Here is a 22751-nt window from a genome sequence, read left to right as displayed (position 1 = left end):
GCCGCTACGCGGTTTTCAGATGTGGGCGACCGGCCAACAGATCCGCTGCGGCGCGGGCAATCATCAGCTCTTCGTTCGTCGGGATCGCCATCACCACAACGCGGGACAGATAGGTTGAGATGATCCGATCATTGTCCGCATTCGCATCCGGGTTCAGCTCGATCCCCAGCCATCCCATTCCGGAACACACCCGGTCGCGCACCAGTCGCGAGTTTTCTCCGATCCCGCCGGTGAATACCAAGGCGTCCATACCGCCCAGAATGGCCGCCATCGCCCCGAGCTCCCGCCGAATACGGAATGTGAAGTAACTGATCGCCTGACGGCTTTCGGGCGTGTCCGCCTTTTCCAAGGTACGCATGTCGTTCGATAACCCCGAAAGGCCCAGCAAGCCTGACTTGCGGAACAGAAGGTCCGAGATTTCGTCGGCGCTTAACCCCTCCTGATCCATCAAGTACAGCACCACACCGGGATCAAGCTGTCCGCAACGCGACCCCATTGGCAGCCCATCCAAAGCCGAAAAACCCATGGTCGAGCCAACAGATCGGCCTCCGATCATTGCACACATTGATGCACCGTTGCCCAAATGTGCAACAACCACGCGACCTTCGTGCAACAACGGGGCCGTCTTTGCCATGTGGTCCGAGATGTATTCATAGCTAAGGCCATGAAAACCGTATCGACGAACGCCCTTCTCATAATACTCGCGTGGCAGGGCAAAAACGTCGTTCTCCCACGGGTGATTACGGTGAAAGGCCGTGTCGAAACAGGCGATCTGGGCAGCGTTCGGAAACCGTTTCATCGCCGCCTTTGCCCCGGCCAGATTGTGCGGTTGGTGCAATGGCGCGAAGGGCGAAAGCTTGTCCAGCGCTTCAATGGAGGCTTCGGTCAGCGGCAGCGGTGCATCGATATTCGGACCACCGTGGACAACACGATGTCCAAATGCGGTCACCTCGCTGTTTGGAAATGAACGCGCCAGCAGATTCAACACCCAATCCAGGGCCGCGGCGTGGTCATGGATTTCGCCCGCCGTGCCACTGGCCAGAACACTGCCGTCAGATGACTTGGCTTTGACCAAAGGCTCCCCCTCGCCAATCCGCTCAACCGCCCCGGTGCAAACCATTATCGGATCGTCATTGGTCAACTCGAACAGACCAAATTTCATCGAAGACGATCCAGCGTTCAATGTCACGACATGTGTCATGCGTGTGCTCCGGTTTGCGACATAGTAAATGCATCGTGCAACGCGGCTACAGCGCAGGACGCCAGCCGCGCCTTGTCGTCATCAGCTCGGCTGGTCAGAATGATGGGCGCTTTGGCCCCCATCACCACCCCTGCCCCTTCTGCATTCGCGATATAGGTCAGTTGCTTGGCCATCATGTTTCCGGCATCCAGATTGGGCACCACCAGAATATCTGTTTTGCCCGCAACGTCCGAGACTATTCCTTTAGATCGCGCAGCAGCGAGGCTGACGGCATTGTCCATGGCAAGGGGGCCATCAACCAACCCTCCTGTGATCTGACCGCGTTCTGCCATTTTCGACAGCAAGGCCGCATCCACCGAAGATCGAATAGCCGGATTGACAGTCTCGATAGCGGAAAGGATGCCCGCCCTGGGTTGTTCGATCCCCAGAGACAAGGCCAGATCGATAGCGTTTTGGACAATATCAATTTTGGTTTCCAGATCCGGTTCGATATTTATCGCCGCGTCTGTCACCAGTAGCGGTCTGGGTTGCCCTGGCACGTCCATAACAAACACATGGGTAAACCGGCGTCCCGCGCGCAGGCCATTCTCGCGTCGCAGCGCGGCCTTTAACAGTTCATCCGAGTGCAGATGCCCTTTCATCAACGCCTTGACCCGACCTGCAGCAACAAGATCAACCGCCGTATTGGCTGCGCTGAAATGGTCGCTCTGCGGTATGATCTCAAACTTATCGAGCGTAGCGCCTATTTCGGCGGCGGCGCAGGCGATTTTCTTGGGATCACCGATCAAAATGGGGGCAATGATCGTCTCGTGCGCGGCCAGCAGGGCACCACCCAAAGAATTCGGGTCCTCAGGGGCCACGACCGCCGTCGGCATGGGCGGCAGAGGGCGCACCTTATCCAACATGGCGTCAAAGTGCCGATGCCGTTTGACCACAAGCCCGGGCAATTCCAGTTCGGCAAACGCCAGCTCTTTGTCCGGTGCAACGACAACAGCTTGCCCAGTAACGATCACTGCGCTGTCGGATGGGCGTGTCACAGCTGTATCGAAAACAACTTCTCGGTTCGGTCGCTTTTCTGCAACCGTGACCCTGGACACAAGCTCATCACCCGCATGCGCCCGTTCAATAAAGTTAAAGTTCTGCGACTTGTAGAGCGTCCCTGCGCCCGGCAGAACGTTTCCCAGGACGGCAGAGATCAGAGCCCCCACAAACATGGCAGGCGCAACCGCTTCGTTGGTATGATCACCGTCGCCATCTTCACTTGCCAGATGGAGCGGATTGTGGTTGCCGGAATTGTTCGCGAATACATAGAAGTCGTCGACAGAGCAGGTACGAACCAGCTCGGCAGTATCGCCGACCTGAAGCTTGTCATAAGGCTTGTTGTGATACTGCATGAACTTTCGATTCCGTTTCGGTCCGTGTCGCGGCGCTGTGAACTCTCTTGCTGATACTCAGTTTGGCGTTCAATGAAAACGATGCAACAACGCCGCCCGGTTTGGACGCCACTCTACCTTCAGAATGCAACGACTTGATGTCTGTGCGTCCTGAAACTAGGCACATCGAAGACTAAGAGCGCCTCATTCCACCGCCGCCCTGTTTTCGCATCGTCAGGCCGATCCGTTTTCGGGGCACATCCACCTCGACAACGCGGACTTTCACAACCTGCCCGGTTTTGACAACCTCATGCGGGTCTTTGACGAAACGATCTGCCAACTGGCTGACATGGACCAGCCCATCTTGATGAACACCAACATCCACAAATGCCCCGAAGGCGGCCACGTTTGTCACGGTGCCTTCCAGAACCATCCCGGGCTTCAGGTCAGTGATCTCTTCGATGCCATCCGCAAAGGAGGCCGTGACGAAACTTGGGCGAGGATCGCGTCCAGGCTTTTCCAACTCGGCAAAGATGTCCCGAACCGTCGGCAGACCGAAATCTTCTGTCACGAACTGTTCGGCCCTCATTCCTTTCAAAGCTCCGTCATGGCCCATGATGCGTCGAATATCGCGTCCGCAAGCGGCCACAACACGTCGGGCGATGTCATATGCTTCGGGGTGAACCGAAGAGGCGTCCAGCGGCTCTGCGCCATCCCGGATGCGCAGGAAGCCGGCGCATTGTTCAAATGCACGCGGGCCCAGCCGAGCAACGGACAACAGATCTTTACGCGATTGAAACGGCCCATTCAGATCACGATGGGTAACGATGGCCTCTGCCTGTGCCGGACCCAGACCCGACACACGCGACAGCAACGGGGCAGAAGCGGTATTCAGATCGACGCCAACTGCATTCACCACATCTTCAATCGCGGAATCCAGTGACTGGGAAAGCCGGTGTTGATCCACGTCATGCTGATACTGACCGACGCCAATGGATTTGGGTTCGATTTTAACCAGCTCCGCCAACGGGTCCTGCAACCGCCGGGCAATGGACACTGCCCCGCGCAGCGAAACATCCAGATCAGGAAACTCGCGCGCAGCCAGTTCAGAGGCGGAGTAGACCGAAGCCCCCGCCTCGGACACCACCACCTTTGTCGGCGCTTTCACCGTTTTCGGCAGCAGGGAAAGTGTGTCTGCAACCAACCGTTCAGTTTCGCGGCTGGCGGTCCCGTTACCGATGGCGATCAGTTCGATCTGGTGGGCCGAGATCAGATCGAGGATGGTCGCCTGCGCCCCGCGCACGTCCTTCTTAGGCTGAAATGGATAAAGCGTGTCGGTCGCCACCACCTTGCCGGTTGCATCAACAACGGCCGCCTTCACACCGGTGCGGATGCCCGGGTCAAGACCCAAAGTGGCCTTGGCCCCTGCTGGCGCTGCAAAGAGCAAATCCTTCAAATTGCGCGAAAAGACCTGAATGGCTTCGTCCTGCGCTCGGCTGCGCAGATCCGCCATGAGATCAACCATCATCGATAACGACAGTTTTACACGCCACGTCCAGCCCGCAACCTTGCGCAGCCATGCATCTCCTGGCCCCTTCCCGCGCGTTTGTAGATGTGCGGCGACAATCGTCTCGGCCCGCGCCGCGCCAAATTCGGGTTCGGGCGCGATATCCAACGTAACAATGCCTTCTTTCGAGGCGCGCAGCATCGCCAGCGCACGATGCGACGGCACATCGGCCCAAAGCTCGGAATGGTCAAAGTAATCACTAAATTTCGCGCCTTCCTTTTCCTTTCCATCGATGACCTTTGCAGTCAGTATTGCCTCGCGCTGCATGAAGGTCCGCAGTTCGCCCAAAAGTTCAGCGTTTTCCGTCAACCGTTCGGTCAAAATATCCCGCGCCCCGTTTAGCGCGTCGCGCTGGGTCGGTACCGCCTCGGAAAGATAAGCCTTGGCCAGTGTTTCCGGTTCCGCATCACGGTCGGCCAAAATGGCATCGGCCAACGACTCAAGCCCATTTTCCCGCGCAATCATCGCCTTGGTGCGCCGTTTGGGCTTGTACGGCAGGTAAATATCTTCCAGTTGCGCCTTGGTCTCGGCCCGGGCAATTGATTTGCTCAGGTCTTCGGTTAGCTTCCCCTGGTCCCGGATCGAGTTCAGGATGGTTTCACGTCGCGCTTCAAGCTCTCGTAGATAGGTCAGCCGCTCGGACAACAGACGCAACTGGCCATCGTCCAAACCGCCTGTTGCTTCTTTCCGGTAGCGGGCGACAAATGGCACGGTTGCCCCATCATCCAGCAATTTGATCGCGGCTCCGACCTGATTGGAGCCTGCATTGATCTCGGTGGCAATGGTGCGGGCGATACGGTCCAAAGGAGCCTCCTGAAACAACTGTGGAAGGGTGTCTTACCCAGCCGTTTCAACAAGTAAAAGACCCCAGCCCTGAAGCGGTCGCAAAAAATCGGGGCGGTTAATCACGCCCAGCGACAGATGTTTCCAAAGTTGCCCGCAACACTTGGGCGTCAATAGGTTTATAGAGCAACGGAAGATCAGCACGCGCACAGTAGTCAGCAAGGTCAGCGGACCGATTGGCCGAAATAATACACCCAGGCAAAGGGCCAAACGCGTGGAACAGTGCGTTTATTGCATCAATCCCGGTTTCATCGTTATTTAGCTGGTAATCGGCAACAATGACATCTGGCAGTATACCTATTTCTCGTAGTAGACGGGTTGCGTCTTCTCCGCCTTCCGCTTCCAGAACCTCAACACCCCAAGACTCGATGGTCATGCGCAACGCATTGCGCAGGTTCTCATCGTTTTCGATCAGCAAAGTGACAGTGTTGCACGGCAATACAGAGTTTGATTTTTGACGCGCCGAGGGATCGCACACCACCGGCAGTCTTGTCTTTGCCAGAGGAATTTCAACCGAGAACCCCGAACCTTTGCCAACCTCGGACCGCAAATGGATCGGGTGCCTCAACAACCCGCAGGCCCGTTCAACAATCGCAAGCCCCAACCCCATACCTTCTGCGGCGCTAGCGTCTGAGTGCAAACGCTGAAACTCCTGAAAAACAGTATCTCTGTGATGTGGTGCGATGCCGATGCCAGTATCCCAAACCTCTAGCGACACGGTTTTCTTGCGCCGCCTGACGCCCACCAGCACCTTGCCTGCCTCGGTATATCGGATCGCATTCGACAACAGGTTTTGTAGAATGCGCCGCAGATAACTTGCATCACTGGTGACAACCGAGCTCGTGCCCACAAAGCGCAAATCCAATCCCTTAGCCTGTGCAACCGGGCGAAATGCGTCCTCAATCTGAGAAAACAGCTGTCCAAGAGGAACTGGGGACAAGTGTACACGAGCGCGCCCTGAATCCAGTTTAGATATGTCCAGCAAAGCCTCGAGAATGTGTTCAACACTGTTCAACGCACTTTCCGCTTTTGCAGCAACAGCCTGGGCATCTTCGCCTTGTAACCCGCTGCCCAGCGACGCCACATACAGTTTTGCGGCCGACAATGGCTGAAGAAGATCGTGACTGGCGGCGGCCACAAAACGCGACTTCGACGCGTTGGCACGCTCGGCCTCATTCAGCGCGTCGGCAAGTTCCACCGTGCGTGACGCCACGCGCTGCTCCAGCAGTTCTTTTGCTTCATATAAGGCCTCGGCTGATTTGCGTTCCGCCGTCACATCCGTGAAAGAGATCACAAAACCCCGATCCGGCATTTCCTGAGCAAAAACAGACAGAATCTTTGAGCGCCCGCGATGCATTTGAAATTGCAGCGGTCGTCGCGAGGTCCTGCGACGCACCCAATTTAGCAAGTCCTGTTCGGTGATCCCCTTTTGGAAAGAAATGTTTGCGCTGAGGCGGTTGGACAGAGTGTCGAAACGTGTACCCATCTGAAATTGGGTGATTGGCACAGCCAGCAATTCGCTGGCACGATTGTTCCAGCCAATCAGGCGGTGTTTGTTGTCAAATATGCAGACACCCTGTTCGATATGTTCCAAAGTTGCGCGGATCAAGCGGGCTTTGTCATCGAGAATGCGGTCTCTCTCCTGCCGCTCGATACGCATAATGTCGGTTACATCCGTCTGTAGGATCACAGTGCCGCCATCTGGTGTGCGGTGCTCGGACACCTGCATCCAACGATTTCCAACAAGCCGGACATTAAAGACCACGCGATCTTCGCTGTGCCGGTCCAGGCGAGTTTGGCCCCAATCATGCGGGGTCATCCCTTCGGGTAGTGACAGGAACTTGGACTGGCTAAGTAATTCGACATAATCCGAAAACCCGAGCCCGGGGTTCATCCGGTCTTGAATGTCGGGCATATGTGAACCGAAACGGCTGTTGCACAGCACAAGTTGATCATCCCGATTGAACAGAGCAAAGCCTTCCTGAACCGTTTCGATTGCGTTGGCGAGGTCGGCCCGCGCCGCCTCGGTTTCCTGATTGGCCTGCGCCAGCCTTGCGTTTGACTCGTTCAGCAGCTCAAGTGCGCGTTCCAAATCGTCTGTTCTGGCTCGAACCTCTTGCTCCAAAACAGCTGCACGCTGGAACTGCGCATATGCAGCTCCTGAAGCATCTGTCGACTCTTCGACCCGCCGCATAAGAGCTTCGACAATTTTGCGTAGCTTCTCGTTTTGACGCTCTATCGTGTCGGAGGGGTCCGTCAGGTGCTCGATCATGAGTTACTCATCCTCCGGCTGATAAATCGCAACACCGGTGAGCGTCTGGTTCACATGGATTGAATTGTATTGTTCGCCATAGGTCGAAAACCCATACACATGATTGCGCGCCAGAATATCCGAGATGTCGCGCGTTTTCTGCTTTTCCTGCGCCTCTAACCGGCGCAGGATGCAGTCACAGCCCAAAATGGTATCCGGTTGGTGCTTTTCGTTCAGCGCACTAATTTCTGTTTGCAGATGTTCGACCATGTCACGAGGTTCAGCCAGCGTCAGAACCAAACCTTCATCAATGGCCGAGAAAAAAACCAGATCCCCATTGCCAGCCACCTGTTGGATCGCGCGGACGTGATGCTGCCCGCCAATTTGCACGACCACTGGATGGGCGGCAAAGGTGAATGTTGTCAGTTGCTCGGGGTCTTTTCCAAGAATGCGCGCATATTCGCGCGCGGCTGGTTCTGCGTTGATCTCCTGTACAATCCGCTTTGCCGGATCAGCCTTGGTGACAACCATGCGCCGTTGGGCCGGCACTAGGTGATCGGTTTTGAACACTTTGATCGGACAGCGGGTACGAACCTGAGCCAGAATGGCCGCATTGCTGAGCGCACGACCTTCATGCAACACAAAAGTTTGCCCAAATCGCGTTCCATCCCCGGCCGAGCCGCCAAACAAAGGCACCGGCCCCAAGCCAACTGCAAGTTCAGAGGTCAGTGCATCTTCTTTGGTCGACAACCCGTCGATCATCAGGAATGTGAATTCATGCGCCCAGTCAGGCGATGACTCCATCATGGCATGACGATTATTAATCATCTCGTTAATAATGCTCTGCGCATCAATGTTGTTCAGATCGGAAATAAGGACAGTGCGGGCTTCAAAGTGGCTTTGCGGCATGGCAATCGCGACGATTTTGCCTTCACAATAGCCATCATTCGCCAACTCTCCGGCGGTGGTGCAGCCGACAACAGGTGTTGGCGCAAAAATACGCTGAGCTTCGGAAATGACGGCAGACGCATTTGACTTGGAGCTTACGAAAAGAATGACAAGCGCAAAAGGCCCATCACCCAAATCGCGTTCAAGTGATTTGACCGCCTGGGTGCTGTCATAATGTACAAATGCCGTTTTAACGATGCCTGGCGCACGGGCCTGAGCTGTCGCACACCCGACTGCTTGGTCCATCGTGCGTCCTCCCTCAAAGCGCGACGGTTGAATGAGACTATGCCGCTTAGCCCTGCTCTTGCAAGACGCTGGCAAACGACGCTTTCTTGGCGATCAAAACCGCCTGCGTGCGGCTTTGCACACCCAATTTCCGCATGATTGCAGTAACATGCGCCTTTACCGTGGTCTCGGCAATTGAAAGGTCATAGGCGATTTGCTTATTCAATTTGCCTTCGCAGATCAGTTGCAGTATTCGCGATTGCTGATTTGTCAGCGTCGCCAGCCGGTTTACTGCATCGCTGTGTTCGTCGTCTTCTTCCGCCTCGATCAACACGCAGCCTTCGGGCACAAAAATGTCACCTGCTTGCACCGCTTCTATTGCTGTTCGAAACACATCCCGCTGACTGTGCTTGGGCACATAACCAGACGCTCCGGCTTGAATAACTTGATTGACAACACGGCTGTCCGTCAGGGAAGACACCACAATGACCGGCACATTGGCAGCAGCTTTAAGACGCACAAGCCCGTCCAACCCGTCCACATCCGGCAGGTTCAGATCCAGCATGACCGCATCCGGTTTTAATCCTTGCGCCAGTAGATCCATGGCACCTTCCAGCCTGTCCACGGTGTGGATGTCGCCAATCTTCGCCACCGTCTGTAAGGTCATCGACAGAGCGTCGCAAAACAAAGGATGGTCATCAACAATCAGCACATTCTTGAAATCTGTCCGTCGGGCGGAATCGGCAAGCATTTGGTATCGCCTTTTGTAATCCATTTGGTCCCACCCTAACCAATCCTAACACTCAATGAAAACCGTCCCTACTGGCCGATGGTCGTAGACGACAAATGGTTTGCTTACAGGGAAATGCAGCGTCACAGTGGTCTATATTGGCTGCGCGCAGGGCGGCGACTACACCCAAGGTCTTATAGGCAGGGCAGCCAACACCGCGTAGCGTAACAAAAAATGGTTGGAGACATTGAATGGAACTGAGTGACAGCCGCGTCATAGCTGCGCCACGATCCAAGGTCTGGGATGCGCTCTTGTCGGCGGAGGTTCTGAAAGACTGCGTTCCGGGGTGTCAGGAAATGACAGGCTCGGTTGAAGACGGGTTCGAAGCAACGGTTGTGCAAAAAGTTGGGCCTGTCAAAGCGACCTTCAAAGGGGCCGTCACTCTTTCCGATCTCGTGGCGCTTGAAAGCGTGAAGCTCTCGGGTGAAGGTAAGGGCGGAGCAGCAGGGTTCGCCAAAGGGTCTGCAGATGTGAGTCTGGCAGACGCCCCCGAAGGTACTTTGCTGACATACAGCGTCGACGCTCGTGTTGGCGGCAAGCTGGCCCAGTTGGGAGGACGGGTCATCGACGGCGTTGCCAGAAAACTGGCTGATCAGTTCTTTGAGAATTTTCAGAACGCGGTCGAACCGCAACCAGCGCCCGAGGCGGAAACTTCGGATGACGGTGAGGAAAAGGAAGAAAAGAAAGGCTGGTTCAAACGCGTATTGGGCGATTGAACCAAGGGAATTCAGGGAGGAGAAATTCATGAAGATTTCAATGACCGTGAACGGCAAGGCCGTAAGCGGAGACGTTGAGGGCCGGACATTGCTGTCCGGTTTTCTGCGTGAGCATCTGTCTTTGACGGGCACCCATGTCGGTTGTGACACTGCGCAGTGTGGCGCCTGCGTCGTGCATGTGAACGGTGAGGCGGTGAAGTCGTGCAACATGCTGGCGGCTGAGGCTGACGGGGCCGACGTTGGTACAATCGAAGGCCAGGCCAATGCGGATGGATCGCTGAACGTGATCCAACAGGCGTTTCAGGACCACCATGGCCTTCAGTGCGGCTTTTGCACGCCAGGCATGGTGATGAGTGCGGCAGCACTGCTGAAAGAGAACCCGCGCCCAACCGAGGCTGAAATCCGGAAATATCTGGAAGGCAACCTGTGCCGATGCACCGGGTATCACAACATCGTCAAAGCGATCATGGCCGCATCTGGCCAAGACGTTTCCAGCATCGCCGCCGAGTGAGGCGCACAAGAATTTTCGCCGAAAATTCTTTTCCAGGGAGGAGAACAAGCAATGCCCAAAGACAGTGGCATCGGAGCCAGTTCCAAGCGGCGCGAGGACGTGCGCTTTCTGACCGGAGCAGGTAATTACACCGACGACATAAACGTACATGGCCAAGCTTATGTGCATTTTCTGAGATCTGACATTGCGCATGGTCGGATCAAATCAATAGACACCTCTACCGCCGAAGCCATGCCCGGCGTGGTCAAGGTGTTCACCGGCAAGGATTTTGAAGGCGTCGGCGGGATGCCTTGCGGATGGGAAGTGACCGACAAGCATGGTGCGCCGATGCAGGAACCTCCGCATCCTATTCTGGCGCAGGGCAAAGTGCGCCATGTGGGCGATCCGATTGCCGCAGTTGTGGCCGACAGCCTTGAGCAGGCGCGTGACGCTGCCGAAGCTATCGATCTGGACATCGAAGAACTGCCCGCTGTAATCGACATGAAGGCTGCAGCGCAGGATGGCGCAACGCTGGTTCATGACGATCTAAAGAACAACATCTGTTACGATTGGCAGTTGGGTGAAACTGACGACGCCAAGGTCGATGAAGTCTTTGCCAATGCCGCGCATGTGACGACGCTTGATCTGGTCAACAACCGTCTGGTCGCGAACCCGATGGAACCGCGTGTCGCCGTTGGCGAATACAAGCGTGGAACGGACGAGTATACGCTTTATACCACGTCGCAAAACCCGCACGTGATCCGCCTGCTGATGTGCGCTTTTGTTCTGGGCTTACCCGAACACAAGGTGCGCGTTGTGGCCCCGGACGTTGGCGGTGGCTTCGGCACCAAAATCTTCCACTATGCGGAAGAGGCGTTCTGTACCTTCGCTGCCAAAGCTTGTGGCCGTCCGGTCAAGTGGACTTCAAGCCGGTCCGAGGCGTTCATGTCAGATGCCCATGGCCGTGACCATGTCAGCAAGATCGAACTGGCGCTGGATGCAGATAACAATTTCATCGGTCTGCGTACCAACACCTTTGCCAATCTGGGTGCGTATCTGTCGACCTTCTCAAGCTCGGTTCCAACCTGGCTGCATGGGACTCTGATGGCAGGCAACTACAAGACGCCGGTCATTCAGGTGAATGTGAAAGCGATGTTCACCAACACGGTTCCGGTGGATGCCTATCGCGGTGCGGGTCGTCCCGAAGCGACGTTCCAGTTGGAGCGCGTAGTGGATAAGGCAGCGCGCGAGTTGGGCGTCGACCCGATAGCGCTGCGCCGTCAGAACTTTGTCACTCAGTTCCCCTACGACACTCCGGTGGCGCTGACCTATGACACCGGGGATTACAACGGAACGATGGACAAGCTTGAGGCCGCTGCTGATCTGGCGGGCTTTGCCGCGCGTCGCTCGCAGAGCGAAGCCAACGGCAAGCTGCGGGGCTTGGGCATCAACTGCTACATCGAAGCGTGTGGCATTGCGCCATCCAACATTGTTGGGATGCTCGGGGCCCGCGCGGGTCTTTATGATGCAGCCACTGTTCGCGTGAACGCCACCGGTTCAATCAGCGTCATGGTCGGCGCACACAGCCATGGGCAAGGGCACGAGACCGCCTTCCCGCAGGTTGTGGCCGACATGATCGGCATTGATGAGTCGATGATTGAGATCGTACATGGCGACACATCAAAGATTCCGTTCGGCATGGGCACCTACGGTTCGCGTTCGCTGGCAGTCTGTGGCTCGGCCATGGTCAAGGCGACCGAGAAAGTTATCGAAAAAGCCAAAAAGATCGCCGCGCACCTGTTGGAAGCGTCCGAGGCCGATATCGAATTGAAAGACGGTCAATTCAGTGTGGCAGGCACCGACAAGTCAGTGGCCTGGGGTGACGTAACCCTGACAGCGTACGTCCCGCACAACTTCCCGCTAGAAGTTGAGCCAGGGCTGGAAGAGACTGCGTTCTATGACCCGGCCAATTTTACCTTCCCGGCTGGTGCCTACGCCTGTGAGGTTGAGGTCGATCCGGATACCGGCCAGGTCAGCATCGAAAAGTTCACGGCAGCGGACGACTTTGGCAACATCATCAACCCGATGATCGTCGACGGTCAGGTGCATGGCGGTATTGGCCAGGGCATCGGCCAGGCTCTGCTTGAGAACTGTGCCTATGATGAGAACGGCCAACTGCTCAGCGCCTCGTACATGGACTACGCGATGCCACGCGCAGATGACGTACCGTTTTATGGTGTCGACCATTCCAGCCAGACGCCTTGTACGCACAATCCGTTGGGCGTGAAAGGCTGTGGCGAGGCCGGAGCGATCGGCTCGCCGCCTGCAGTGGTCAACGCGGTTCTGGACGCGCTGAATTCGGGTGGCAAGGCGGTGGATCACATCGACATGCCAATGAGCCCGTCTCGCGTTTGGTCTGCGATGAACAGTTGAGGTGTTGGGGTGCGAGGGGCCAGCCCCTCGCGCTCCCCGAGATATTTATAGCCAGATGAAGGGCGGATCCGCGCCTTTCGGAAAGGAAGACGAAATGTACAGTTTCGATTTTGAAAAACCCTCGACCATCGCCGATGCGGTTGCCGCGTTGGGGGCTGAGGATGCGCAGGCTTTGGGAGGCGGGCAGACACTGATCCCGACACTGAAGCAGCGACTTGCCGCACCATCCAAGCTGGTGTCGATGAGTGGGATAGCCGAGATGCAGGGCGTTTGCGCTGAGGATGACGGGTCCGTCTCGATCGGTGGCGCGACAACGCACGCCACTGTGGCGCGTGACACTGCAGCAACGTATCCAGCCCTGGCGGCGCTTGCCGGTCAGATCGGTGACCCTGCAGTGCGCAATCGGGGCACCATAGGTGGTTCTGTGGCCAACAATGATCCGGCAGCTTGCTATCCAGCGGGGGTTCTGGGGTCCGGGGCAACCATCGTGACAAATGCGCGTCAGATCGCTGCGGATGCGTTCTTTGAGGGCATGTTTACAACTGCGCTTGACGAAGGTGAAATCATCACCTCGATCCGTTTCCCCGTACCGCAGGCAGCGAGCTATCAAAAGTTCCTGCAGCCCGCGTCACGGTTTGCGTTGGTCGGCGTCTGCCTGGCCCGTTTTGCGGATGGCGTGCGCGTTGCTGTGACGGGTGCAAGCGAAGATGGTGTCTTCCGTTGGTCCGAGGCCGAAGAAGCCCTGGACAAGGAATTCCGCCCAGATGCTTTGATGGGCCTTCGGATCAATCCGGCGAACATGATCGCCGATTTGCATGGCAGCAAAGAATACCGCGCGCACCTTGTATCGGTCATGACAAAGCGCGCAATTGAAGCCTGCATGTAAGCATTGTTGAAACGAGAGTCCGCTAAGCCCCGGTTCGCACCGGGGCTTTTTTGTGGAAACTCAAAGCTGGGCGGGAACTTACGTAAAAAGTCAGGCCGCCCGTGAAAGAGCGGCCTGACCAAACGATCTACAAATCGTGGGCTTACTCAGCAGCCTGTGTGCTTACAGTGCCGTGTTTGTCACGCTGGCCGTCGCGGAACAATGCCTTGCCCAGCGAAACGCACATCAGACCCATCACCATTGTGAATGGCAGCGCGCCAATGATCATGGCATTGCGCAATGCATCCATCGGGTTGTTTTCACCCGCTGCCAGGATCAACGCACCGATCACTGCCGTCAGGATCACGCCCCAGATAATGCGGTGCTTGACACCCGTTTCCTGGCTGCCACCGGACATAATGGTGTTCATCACCAAAATACCCGAGTCGGCAGACGTTACCAGAAAGGTCATGATCAGGATCACGCACATGACGTTCAGCATAGACAACAAACCACCGTCGATCATGTAGGACAGCGTCACGAACAGCTTGTTGGTGTTCGATGCCCCGATGATCGCACCTTCAGCCGCGCCTGCCAGTTCCAGATCAATCGCAGTACCGCCCAATACGGTCATCCATGCAAAGCAGACCAGTGCCGGTGCGAACACGCAACCCAGGATGAACTCACGCACAGTGCGACCTTTGGAGATACGCGCCAGGAACAGGCCGACGAAGGGCGAGAACGCGATCCACCAGGCCCAGTAGAAGGTAGTCCAACCAGCCTGCCAACCGAACTGACGGCCTTGCTCACCGGCTGCATAAGCTGCGGCCAAGGTCGCTTCGTCCAACTCGGCTGCTGCGCCTTCCAGCCCGCCCTTGAAGCCGTCAAAGCTACCCCATGCGTTGGTTGCACCACCCATCAGGTCTGCTGCGTGAGCTTGCGCCTCGGCGGGCAGAGCCGCAGCAAATGCTTCGGCCGACAGGGGGCCGTAGGCATTAAAGCTAAGCGACAGGAAGTGAAGGATGTAGTCAATCATCGCTGAGCCATATGTGGTCATGGCAAAGACAAACGAACCAAATACGATAAATGTGCCCAGCAGGATTATCGACAGGACGAGGTTCAGGTTCGACAGGTATTTCACACCCCGGCCAACACCCGATACAGCCGAGATGATCGACAACGTCATGATGACGATCAGACCGGTGATCAGGCCAACTTTGCTGGGAGTCGGAACTTCTCCGCCCAAATCCATGACCCAGCCCATGCCGGTGATGGCGTAGACGCCGTCAATAAACTGGCTGACGCCGTAACCGATAGTAACGGACACACCTAGGATCGTTGCAACAACGCCCAGAACATCGACCACATGGCCGAAAAAGCCGTTGACGAAACGACCAAACAGCGGTGTCAACGCCGAGCGGATCGTGAGCGGCATGTCGCGCGTGTATGCGTAGTAGGCCAGCGACAGACCAGTCACGACGTAGATCGCCCACGCATGGAAGCCATAGTGCAAGTAGGTGAAGCGGTAAGCCGATTGCAGGGCTTCAGGCGTGTTGCCTTCAACCGCTCCAGACACGACCACGGGGTTTGATCCCCAAAGGCCCAGCGGTTCTGCTGTGGCGAACACCATCAGGCCTACACCCAGACCGGCTCCAAACATCATGGAAAACCATGAGAAATTCGAGAATTCAGGTTTTTCTCCAGGAGTACCCATGACCCGGCGACCCGTTGCCGGAATGATGGCCACGATGGCAAGAAAAAAGAAAAACAGGCCTACAATTACGACATAGAAACTGTTGAAAACTTCGAGCAACTGTCCGTTCAGGCTGCCCAGCGTGCTATTCGCATTTGCGGGGAAAACCAGAGCCCACAAAACCAAGCCAACCATGATCGCCTTACTGATAAGGGCAATCGGGACGCTGTAGTTTTCATAGAAACCGGCATCCGCCGTTTCTATTTCAACGTCCGTAAAGGGTTCAGGTATCGACATGTTGGGTGCTCCTCCTTGCGTATGCCGTTTTGGATTATGTAACTGAGCAGGTTGATTTCCCGGGTCACTAAGCGAAACGCTCTGCTCCACAGGCCAGATCAACTGAGAACCTTGCACAGTTCAGATTTGAGCTACGGTCAATTGACCACGCTTGGCTGCATGGCTTACCGTTTATCTTCTCCCGGTTTTTTAACCACTTGCATATGCCTCTGGATTTTCCGGCATACGTTGAAGCCGCTTGACCAAAGCGCGCAAGCACAAATATTTTTGCGTTTTTCAACTTGGAATAAATATATGCTAGGTGAGGGTAGCTCAGTCAAAAAGACGACACTTACACCTCAGTATACGACTAACACATTCGCTCATTTTAGTGTTAGCGACACCATCAAGCGCTGCAACGCGTCAAGCTTGTAGTTCCCTTACTTCAAAACCAAAAGTGAGTCTGATACTTCCTGATCGATTGAATTTTGAAACACGGTTCGGCTGATCGATTCAAGACGAGATCAAAGAATGGCAGTTGTGCTAAGCTCAGATTTAACAGAGTAAAAATGATCTGAACCGTCTAATCACCTTTTGATTTCAAGTCACAAGCCCCAATACCCTTCCTCCACTCACGACATTATCCGTGTTTGAAGCTGCGGCCCGGCACCTGAGGCTTTAGACAGTTGTTGTTGGGCTCTCAGTGACGCCTGGTATTCCTTGAAGAGCATGAGAACACTTGGACACCGGACCTTCTTGCTTTCGCGACATAGGTTTTCAGGGTGAAATTCCTGTTCAACCCCGCATGCACAGTTATGAATTGGTATTACAGGCCGCGCGTAATGAGGTGGGTACAGCGCTGGCATGGAAACGCCTGGTTCAGTCTGATCGGGCGCAGGCGCGTTTAGGCGCGACCCAAATCCGTTTCACGCCCTTGCGAGCAAGCATCCCAGCACGCCGCCTACAAAGCCTTGGATACTTCAACCAACGCGTGGTGAACTGAGATCGCATAGCTGCGTGGCGCGTAAACCGAAAAAGCCATCCCAGCCTCATTGCAACGCAGCAAGCATCCCACGTGGTGAATGGCGGTACGACTGAAAGCCCCGGCGAGCATCTGTTCAACATCCAGGACGGTCAGGCGTTGTAACAGATCGACTACGCCTTGACCCGATACGTCCATCCGCACAAAGGCATCCGTCTGATCAGTGACCGAGGCGACACCTGCCAATTCATCCACGAGCCGACGGGCCAAGACCAACGGGCCGGAAAGCGCTTCTTCACACAGGTATTGATCAGCACCCAACCAATGGAAGCTTCTGTTTTCGCCTTGTTCGCTGCGCCCCGGCTTTGGAGCGACAACGGAACACACGGTCTCTAGCCTGGCTTTTAGCGCTTCTTCCTGACCCAAACGGGCAGAGATTGAAGCCAGGGCGATATCATCTCGTTCCTGAAGGGTAAGCGATCCAATCACATCTTTGCGGGGCTCAATGCCGCCTAAGGCAGTCTTGGCAACAAAATCACGCACGGAGCCTGTCTCCTTCAGGGTCAACGAAATGGGCACTGACAAGGGTTGCTTTGATGTTCGAATTGTCTACCGGGCTCACAACCTGAACAACTTCACCCAGACGTTGCGATCCGCGTTCCACAAAGGCAAGACCGATACTGCTGGACAAGTGTGGAGAGTATCCTGCTGAAGTGACATAGCCCTGATCGTTCTGCCGCAAATGCGGTGCACCCTCGGTAAAGACATGCGCCCCTGCCAACACAGTGTCAGAGTTCTCAACGGGTTGAATGCCAACCAGCGCCAGACCCTCGGGAGCAACCAAAGCCGCGCGCGCGCTGAGCGGCGCGCCGATACTGTCTTTTTTGGTCGAAACCATGCGCCCCATACCTAGATTATGGGCGCTGATGGTTCCGTTCAGTTCATTCCCCGTGACATGGCCTTTTTCGATCCGCAATACGCCCAAGGCTTCCATCCCGTATGGGGTTACACCCAAGGGTTTGCCAAGTTCCATCAGATGCCGGATCAATGCGTCGCCGTACCGGGTGGGAACCGCCAACTCAAACGCCAACTCGCCGGAAAACGAGATGCGGAACAGTCGGGCGGGGACACCGCCTGCAATGGTGATTTCTGCACAACCCATAAATGGGAAGGCCTCATTGCTGATGTCAAATGTGTCATCAACAACCTGCTGCAGCAGCTCTCGAGATTTCGGGCCGGCCACAGCAAACTGAGCCCAGGCGTCTGTGGTCGAGATCAGCTGCACGTCCATGTCCGGGAACAGGCATTGATGCACAAATTCCATATGGCGATAAACACCCACGGCATTGGCCGTCGTCGTAGTCACCACAAAATGGTCATCGGCCAAACGCGCGGCGGTACCGTCATCCATAACAAGACCATCTTCGCGTAACATCAGCCCATATCGGGTCTTGCCCACGGGCAGCTTGGCAAACCCGTTGCAATAGACCTTGTTCAGAAACGCCGCTGCATCGGTGCCCTGTACGTCGATTTTACCCAGCGTGGTCACGTCACAAACACCGACGCCGCTGCGCACGGCCAGAACCTCGCGGTCTACCGATTGACGCCAATGGGTTTCACCGGACTGCGGGAACCATTGTGCGCGCAGCCAGGGGCCAACTTCGACAAACACCGCGCCCTGTTCTTCAGCCCATTGGTGGCTGGGCGTCACACGGGTGGGCCTGAATTCCTTGCCGACCGAGCGCCCGGCCCAGGCTCCCAGCGACACCGGAGAATACGGCGGGCGGAATATGGTAGTACCGGTTTCTGGAATACTCTTGCCAGTGATCTCGGCCATCACGGCCAAAGCACCCACATTAGCCGTCTTGCCCTGATCGGTCGCCATTCCAAGCGTGGTGTACCGTTTCAGGTGTTCAACGCTGCGAAACCCTTCCTGTTCGGCGAGTTTAACGTCCTTAACAGTCACGTCGTTCTGGAAATCCAGCCAGGCGCGGCCTTTGCCAGGCACATGCCATAGCGGCGTGATCCGAACCGCCTCGTCATTGCTCTTTGGCAGATCGATTGCGCTGGCTTTAAGCCCCAGCCCCTCCAGCGCCGTAAGCGCTGCGTTGCAGCCCGAAACTAACGCGCCAGCTGTGGTAAGATCACCGGCTGCTGCCCCTGCCACGTTCATGCCCTGTGGCAGATCAGCAGAAGGCACGAAAGCCGCAAGTTCCTCGGACCATTGGGGACGACCGCGCTGGTGGCATGTCAGCTGTACATTTGGGTTCCACCCGCCCGAGACGCCCAATCCACTTACTTCAATCGGCCGGGTTTTACCATCAGACAGCTGCACGGTGATCATTTTCAGGCCCAGTCGGCCCTGCGTATCCGTGACCTGTGCACCCGCCAGCAACTCGCATTCTGCAATGCGCGTGACATCGCGACGGGGATCAATCACGGCGACAACCTTAACACCGGCGCGGATCAGGTCTTGCGCAACAAAGTGGCCTTCGTCGTTATTTGTGAAGATTGCAACGCGCTGACCCGGCGTCACTGCCCAGCGGTTTGCGTATTCACGCATCGCGCCTGCCAGCATAATGCCCGGACGATCGTTATTCGCAAACGCGATGGGCCGCTCGGTCGCACCGGCGCACAGCACCGACCTTTTTGAGTAGATCCGCCACAGGATCTGACGCGGCTTGCCCACCTCGGGCGTAGCAAGGTGATCCGACACGCGCTCGAGCGCGCCAAAGATGCCATGGTCATACACACCAAACACGGTGGTACGCGTCAGCAGGCGGACATTGTCCATCGACGCCAGCTCGCCCAGAACCTGCGCGACCCAATCGGAATTCGAAACATCCTCGAACCTGTCGCTATCGGCTAGCAAGCGACCGCCCATCTGACTGTCTTCATCAGCCAGAATGACCCTTGCTCCAGCACGAGCCGCCGTCAAAGCGGCGATCAAGCCCGAAGGTCCCGCCCCGATCACCAGCACGTCACAATGCAGATACCCTTTATCGTAAATATCCGGGTCATCCTTTTGCGACAGGCTGCCCAGACCAGCGGCCCGGCGGATCATCGGTTCGTAGAGCTTTTCCCAGAACGCTTTGGGCCACATGAACGTTTTGTAGTAGAACCCCGCCGTCAGAAAAGGAGACAACCGGTCATTGATAGAGAGTACGTCAAACGCCAAAGAGGGCCAACGGTTTTGCGAGCGCGCCTCAAGCCCGTCAAACAACTCAACGGTCGTTGCCCGCGTATTGGGTTCCTGTCGGTCGCCCGTGCGCAATTCGACCAGCGCGTTGGGTTCTTCAGAACCCGACGCCAGAACACCCCGCGGTCGGTGATATTTGAAAGATCGGCCAACCAACCGCACATCATTGGCCAAAAGGGCCGAGGCAAGCGTGTCGCCCTGATACCCTTCGTATGACTTCCCATCGAAGGTAAAACACAGCTTTTTCGAGCGGTCGACCAAGCCCCCTTGCAAGCGATTTTTCTGAGTCATTTCCCGCGCCCCATCTTGCGGGCAACATCCCGCGCCAGTTCCGTTGCCAGAATTTCATGCGTCATTGTATTGCGGGTAACCACCAGCCAGGACCGGTCCCCCTGCTCATGAAACCAAAGCTCGCGATGCGTCCCCGCAGGGTTGTCTCGCAAGTAGACATAGTCGTGAAATTCGTCTTGCGCCGTTTCTGACTGCCAATCTGGCCGTTCGATCAACGCGGCATCGCCCAGATAGGTGAACTCGGATGCATCACGCGGGCCAAGCAGTGGGTGATTAATGATCATGTCCTGGCTTCCTCAGTGCAGATTCGGTTGCGCGCCCGCGCCTCTTTCGTCGATCATTCGACCCGTTCTGAAGCGGTCGAGACGATACGCGGTGGCGACTTCATGCGGGCGATCTGTGGCCATCAAATGCGCAAAGCAAAAGCCCGAGGCCGGCGTTGCCTTGAAGCCGCCATAGCACCAACCGCCGTTGAAATAGAGACCGTCTACACCGGTGTGGTCAATAAACGGCGACCCGTCCATCGACATGTCCATCACTCCGCCCCACATGCGCAGCAGGCGTGTTCGGCCGATCATCGGCATAAGGGACATACCCCCTTCAACGACATCTTCGACCACCGGCAGGTTGCCGCGTTGTGCATAGGTGTTGTAGCCATCGATATCGCCACCAAACACCAACCCCCCTTTGTCAGACTGGCTGATATAGAAATGCCCGGCCCCATAGGTGATCACACCGTCCAAAACTGGTTTCAGCCCCTCGGACACAAAGGCCTGCAGCACATGGCTTTCGATCGGCAGACGCAGTCCCGCATGGGCCATCACCCGGCCGGACGAACCCGCAACTGCAACGCCCACTTTCTTGGCGCCGATGTAACCCCGCGTGGTTTCAACACCCAGAACCTTGCCGTTCTCGATGCGAAATCCAGTGACCTCGCAGTTCTGAATAATATCGACACCGCGTTGGTCCGCTGCACGGGCATAGCCCCAGGCCACTCCGTCATGCCGCGCTGTACCACCGCGGCGGTGCAGCAGTCCGCCGAGGATCGGGAAACGTGCATCATCAAAATTCAGGAACGGATACATCGCACGCACACCGTCGGTGTCCAGCAATTCGGCCCCCGAGTCGGTGAACATCATCGCATTGCCCCGACGGCGATACGCATCGCGCTGTGAATCCGTGTGGCACAGGTTCAGAATGCCACGCTGACTGACCATCGCGTTGTAGTTAAGGTCCTGCTCAAGGTTCTCCCAGAGTTTCAGCGACAACTCATAGAACGGCTGATTGCCGTCCAGCAAGTAATTGGCTCGAATGATCGTGGTATTCCGGCCCACATTGCCACCACCGATCCAGCCCTTCTCCAACACTGCAACGCGGGCTGCATTATGTTCCTTCGCCAAATAGTAAGCCGTTGCCAGACCGTGACCGCCGCCACCGATGACGATAAAATCATAGTCCGATTGCGGCTCGGGATCCCGCCACGCGGGGCCCCAGCCCCTGTGTCCGTTCAGAACCTGTCGCAAAATAGCGAGCGCCGAATACCGCATGTGGAAGTGTTCCTAACTTTCTGTGCACCAACGCATCGTGACGCACTCCAATCGCCTCTGTCAGTGCATATTCCGTCATGCACTTTAACAACAGCGACAAATTTAGGATGTTCAGGGAACGTTCGCCGCAGAAATTAAAACGCAAGTCCTTCTTTTCGCCAAATAGTTCATTAGCTCAAAGAAAGAAGCAGAAGAGCTGGTGTCTTAGCACCACCTGACGCCCGGAAAGCCCTGCGCTTCACGCCCCGGACTTTTGCACATTCGCCGCAAAGCAATATCCGATACCGTGAACCGTCTTGATATATGTGGGGTCGGTCGGGTCGGGCTCGATCTTCTTGCGAAGACGCAAAACATGAACGTCTATTGTTCGGTCGCCTACGACAGTGTCCCGGCCCCGCGCCTTGTCCAGCAACTGATCACGGGAAAACACAATATGCGGGCTTAGGACAAACGCCTGCAAAACATCAAATTCCGTTGTGGTCAAAGGCGTTTGCTGACCACTGTCTTTGGATGTCAACGTCCGTTCATAAGGGTTCAGAACCCAGTCGCCGAACATGATCAGTGGAGACCCAGACCCATTTGCAGAGCTCACGTCCTCGTCCCCGCGGCTTCGACGCAACACAGTCCGGATGCGTGCCAGCACTTCACGCGCTTCGAAGGGCTTGGTGATATAATCGTCAGCACCAAATTCCAATCCTACAACGCGGTCAAAAATGTCGTCGCGGCCCGACAAAACGATGATCGGAATATTCGATTCGACCCGTAACTGGCGGGTAATGTCAAAACCACTGCGTCCCGGCAGGCCAATGTCCAACAGGATCAAATCCACGCCACCTTGCGCCAGGATCGCATCCATCGCATCGCCGTCCGCCGCACAGGTGACCTGACAACCCTGCTTCTCCAGATACCTCTGCAAGAACGAGGTGATCTGGGGATCATCATCAACTACAAGAATATGTTCTTTGACCATAATGGCTTTCTAGCGTTTTTTACAGGCTGGCGCTGATCCGTTGTACCGGCGGCCACCTGGGTCGTGCAAGCCGCGAACGGTAACAGAATTC

The 22751-nt window shown here is 56.2% G+C and carries 16 protein-coding genes; 4 read left to right on the top strand and 12 right to left on the bottom strand.

Translation table 11 applies throughout. The features are described from left to right. Positions 1-4: 4 nt before the first annotated feature. The 6 genes from GOV91_RS08175 to GOV91_RS08150 all read right to left on the bottom strand — a co-directional run bounded on the left by GOV91_RS08175 (position 5) and on the right by GOV91_RS08150 (position 9159). Entirely contained in the window at positions 5-1201 is a 1197-nt protein-coding gene (locus GOV91_RS08175; protein ID WP_171235124.1) for an acetate/propionate family kinase, read from the bottom strand. After that, the gene (locus GOV91_RS08170; protein WP_171235123.1) at positions 1198-2595 is read right to left on the bottom strand and encodes a bifunctional enoyl-CoA hydratase/phosphate acetyltransferase; all 1398 of its coding nucleotides are present in this window, start codon (positions 2593-2595) and stop codon (positions 1198-1200) included. The genes GOV91_RS08175 and GOV91_RS08170 overlap by 4 nt, the downstream gene beginning before the upstream one ends. Positions 2596-2767: 172 nt before the next feature. Continuing rightward, positions 2768-4945 carry a Tex family protein gene (locus GOV91_RS08165; RefSeq protein ID WP_171235122.1) on the bottom strand — a complete coding sequence of 726 codons (2178 nt, stop codon included), beginning with the start codon at positions 4943-4945 and terminating at the stop codon, positions 2768-2770. Between the two features lie 97 nt (positions 4946-5042). Next, positions 5043-7256 carry a PAS-domain containing protein gene (locus tag GOV91_RS08160; RefSeq protein ID WP_171235121.1) on the bottom strand — a complete coding sequence of 738 codons (2214 nt, stop codon included), beginning with the start codon at positions 7254-7256 and terminating at the stop codon, positions 5043-5045. A gap of 3 nt (positions 7257-7259) precedes the next feature. Then, complete coding sequence (locus tag GOV91_RS08155; protein ID WP_171177079.1) at positions 7260-8429, bottom strand: FIST N-terminal domain-containing protein; 1170 nt, start codon at positions 8427-8429, stop codon at positions 7260-7262. Positions 8430-8475: 46 nt separating this feature from the next. Continuing rightward, a complete protein-coding gene (locus GOV91_RS08150) occupies positions 8476-9159 on the bottom strand; it encodes a response regulator transcription factor (protein WP_171177081.1) in 684 nt (227 codons plus the stop codon). 230 nt (positions 9160-9389) lie between these two features. Here GOV91_RS08150 and GOV91_RS08145 point away from each other — a divergent pair, with 230 nt between their 5' ends. The 4 genes from GOV91_RS08145 to GOV91_RS08130 all read left to right on the top strand — a co-directional run bounded on the left by GOV91_RS08145 (position 9390) and on the right by GOV91_RS08130 (position 13723). Next, on the top strand, positions 9390-9914 hold the full coding sequence (locus tag GOV91_RS08145; RefSeq protein ID WP_171235120.1) for a CoxG family protein: 525 nt from the start codon (positions 9390-9392) through the stop codon (positions 9912-9914). Positions 9915-9942: 28 nt separating this feature from the next. Further along, positions 9943-10425 (top strand): (2Fe-2S)-binding protein, encoded by a 483-nt coding sequence (locus GOV91_RS08140; RefSeq protein ID WP_171177085.1) that lies wholly within the window; start codon positions 9943-9945, stop codon positions 10423-10425. 51 nt (positions 10426-10476) lie between these two features. Beyond that, the gene (locus GOV91_RS08135) at positions 10477-12837 is read left to right on the top strand and encodes a xanthine dehydrogenase family protein molybdopterin-binding subunit (protein WP_171235119.1); all 2361 of its coding nucleotides are present in this window, start codon (positions 10477-10479) and stop codon (positions 12835-12837) included. Positions 12838-12931: 94 nt separating this feature from the next. Continuing rightward, positions 12932-13723 carry a xanthine dehydrogenase family protein subunit M gene (locus GOV91_RS08130; RefSeq protein ID WP_171235118.1) on the top strand — a complete coding sequence of 264 codons (792 nt, stop codon included), beginning with the start codon at positions 12932-12934 and terminating at the stop codon, positions 13721-13723. Between the two features lie 142 nt (positions 13724-13865). Here GOV91_RS08130 and GOV91_RS08125 read toward each other — a convergent pair whose 3' ends face one another. From GOV91_RS08125 to GOV91_RS08100, 6 genes are all read right to left on the bottom strand, one after another. Next, positions 13866-15692 (bottom strand): BCCT family transporter, encoded by a 1827-nt coding sequence (locus tag GOV91_RS08125; protein ID WP_171235117.1) that lies wholly within the window; start codon positions 15690-15692, stop codon positions 13866-13868. A gap of 940 nt (positions 15693-16632) precedes the next feature. Further along, entirely contained in the window at positions 16633-17196 is a 564-nt protein-coding gene (locus GOV91_RS08120) for a sarcosine oxidase subunit gamma (protein WP_171235116.1), read from the bottom strand. Beyond that, positions 17189-20143, bottom strand: coding sequence for a sarcosine oxidase subunit alpha family protein (locus GOV91_RS08115; protein ID WP_171235115.1), 2955 nt, complete (start codon positions 20141-20143; stop codon positions 17189-17191). The genes GOV91_RS08120 and GOV91_RS08115 overlap by 8 nt, the downstream gene beginning before the upstream one ends. Further along, positions 20140-20427, bottom strand: a complete 288-nt coding sequence (locus GOV91_RS08110) for a sarcosine oxidase subunit delta (protein WP_171177097.1) — start codon at positions 20425-20427, stop codon at positions 20140-20142. Before GOV91_RS08110 ends, GOV91_RS08115 begins: the two co-directional genes overlap by 4 nt. Before the next feature lie 12 nt (positions 20428-20439). Continuing rightward, on the bottom strand, positions 20440-21690 hold the full coding sequence (locus tag GOV91_RS08105) for a sarcosine oxidase subunit beta family protein (protein ID WP_171177099.1): 1251 nt from the start codon (positions 21688-21690) through the stop codon (positions 20440-20442). 238 nt (positions 21691-21928) lie between these two features. Continuing rightward, positions 21929-22660, bottom strand: a complete 732-nt coding sequence (locus tag GOV91_RS08100) for a response regulator (RefSeq protein WP_171235114.1) — start codon at positions 22658-22660, stop codon at positions 21929-21931. Between the last annotated feature and the right edge of the window lie 91 nt (positions 22661-22751).

Source organism: Ruegeria sp. HKCCA6837 (genome assembly GCF_013034475.1).
Taxonomy (GTDB): Bacteria; Pseudomonadota; Alphaproteobacteria; order Rhodobacterales; family Rhodobacteraceae; genus Ruegeria.
This window is presented reverse-complemented; position numbering and strand designations above follow the sequence as displayed.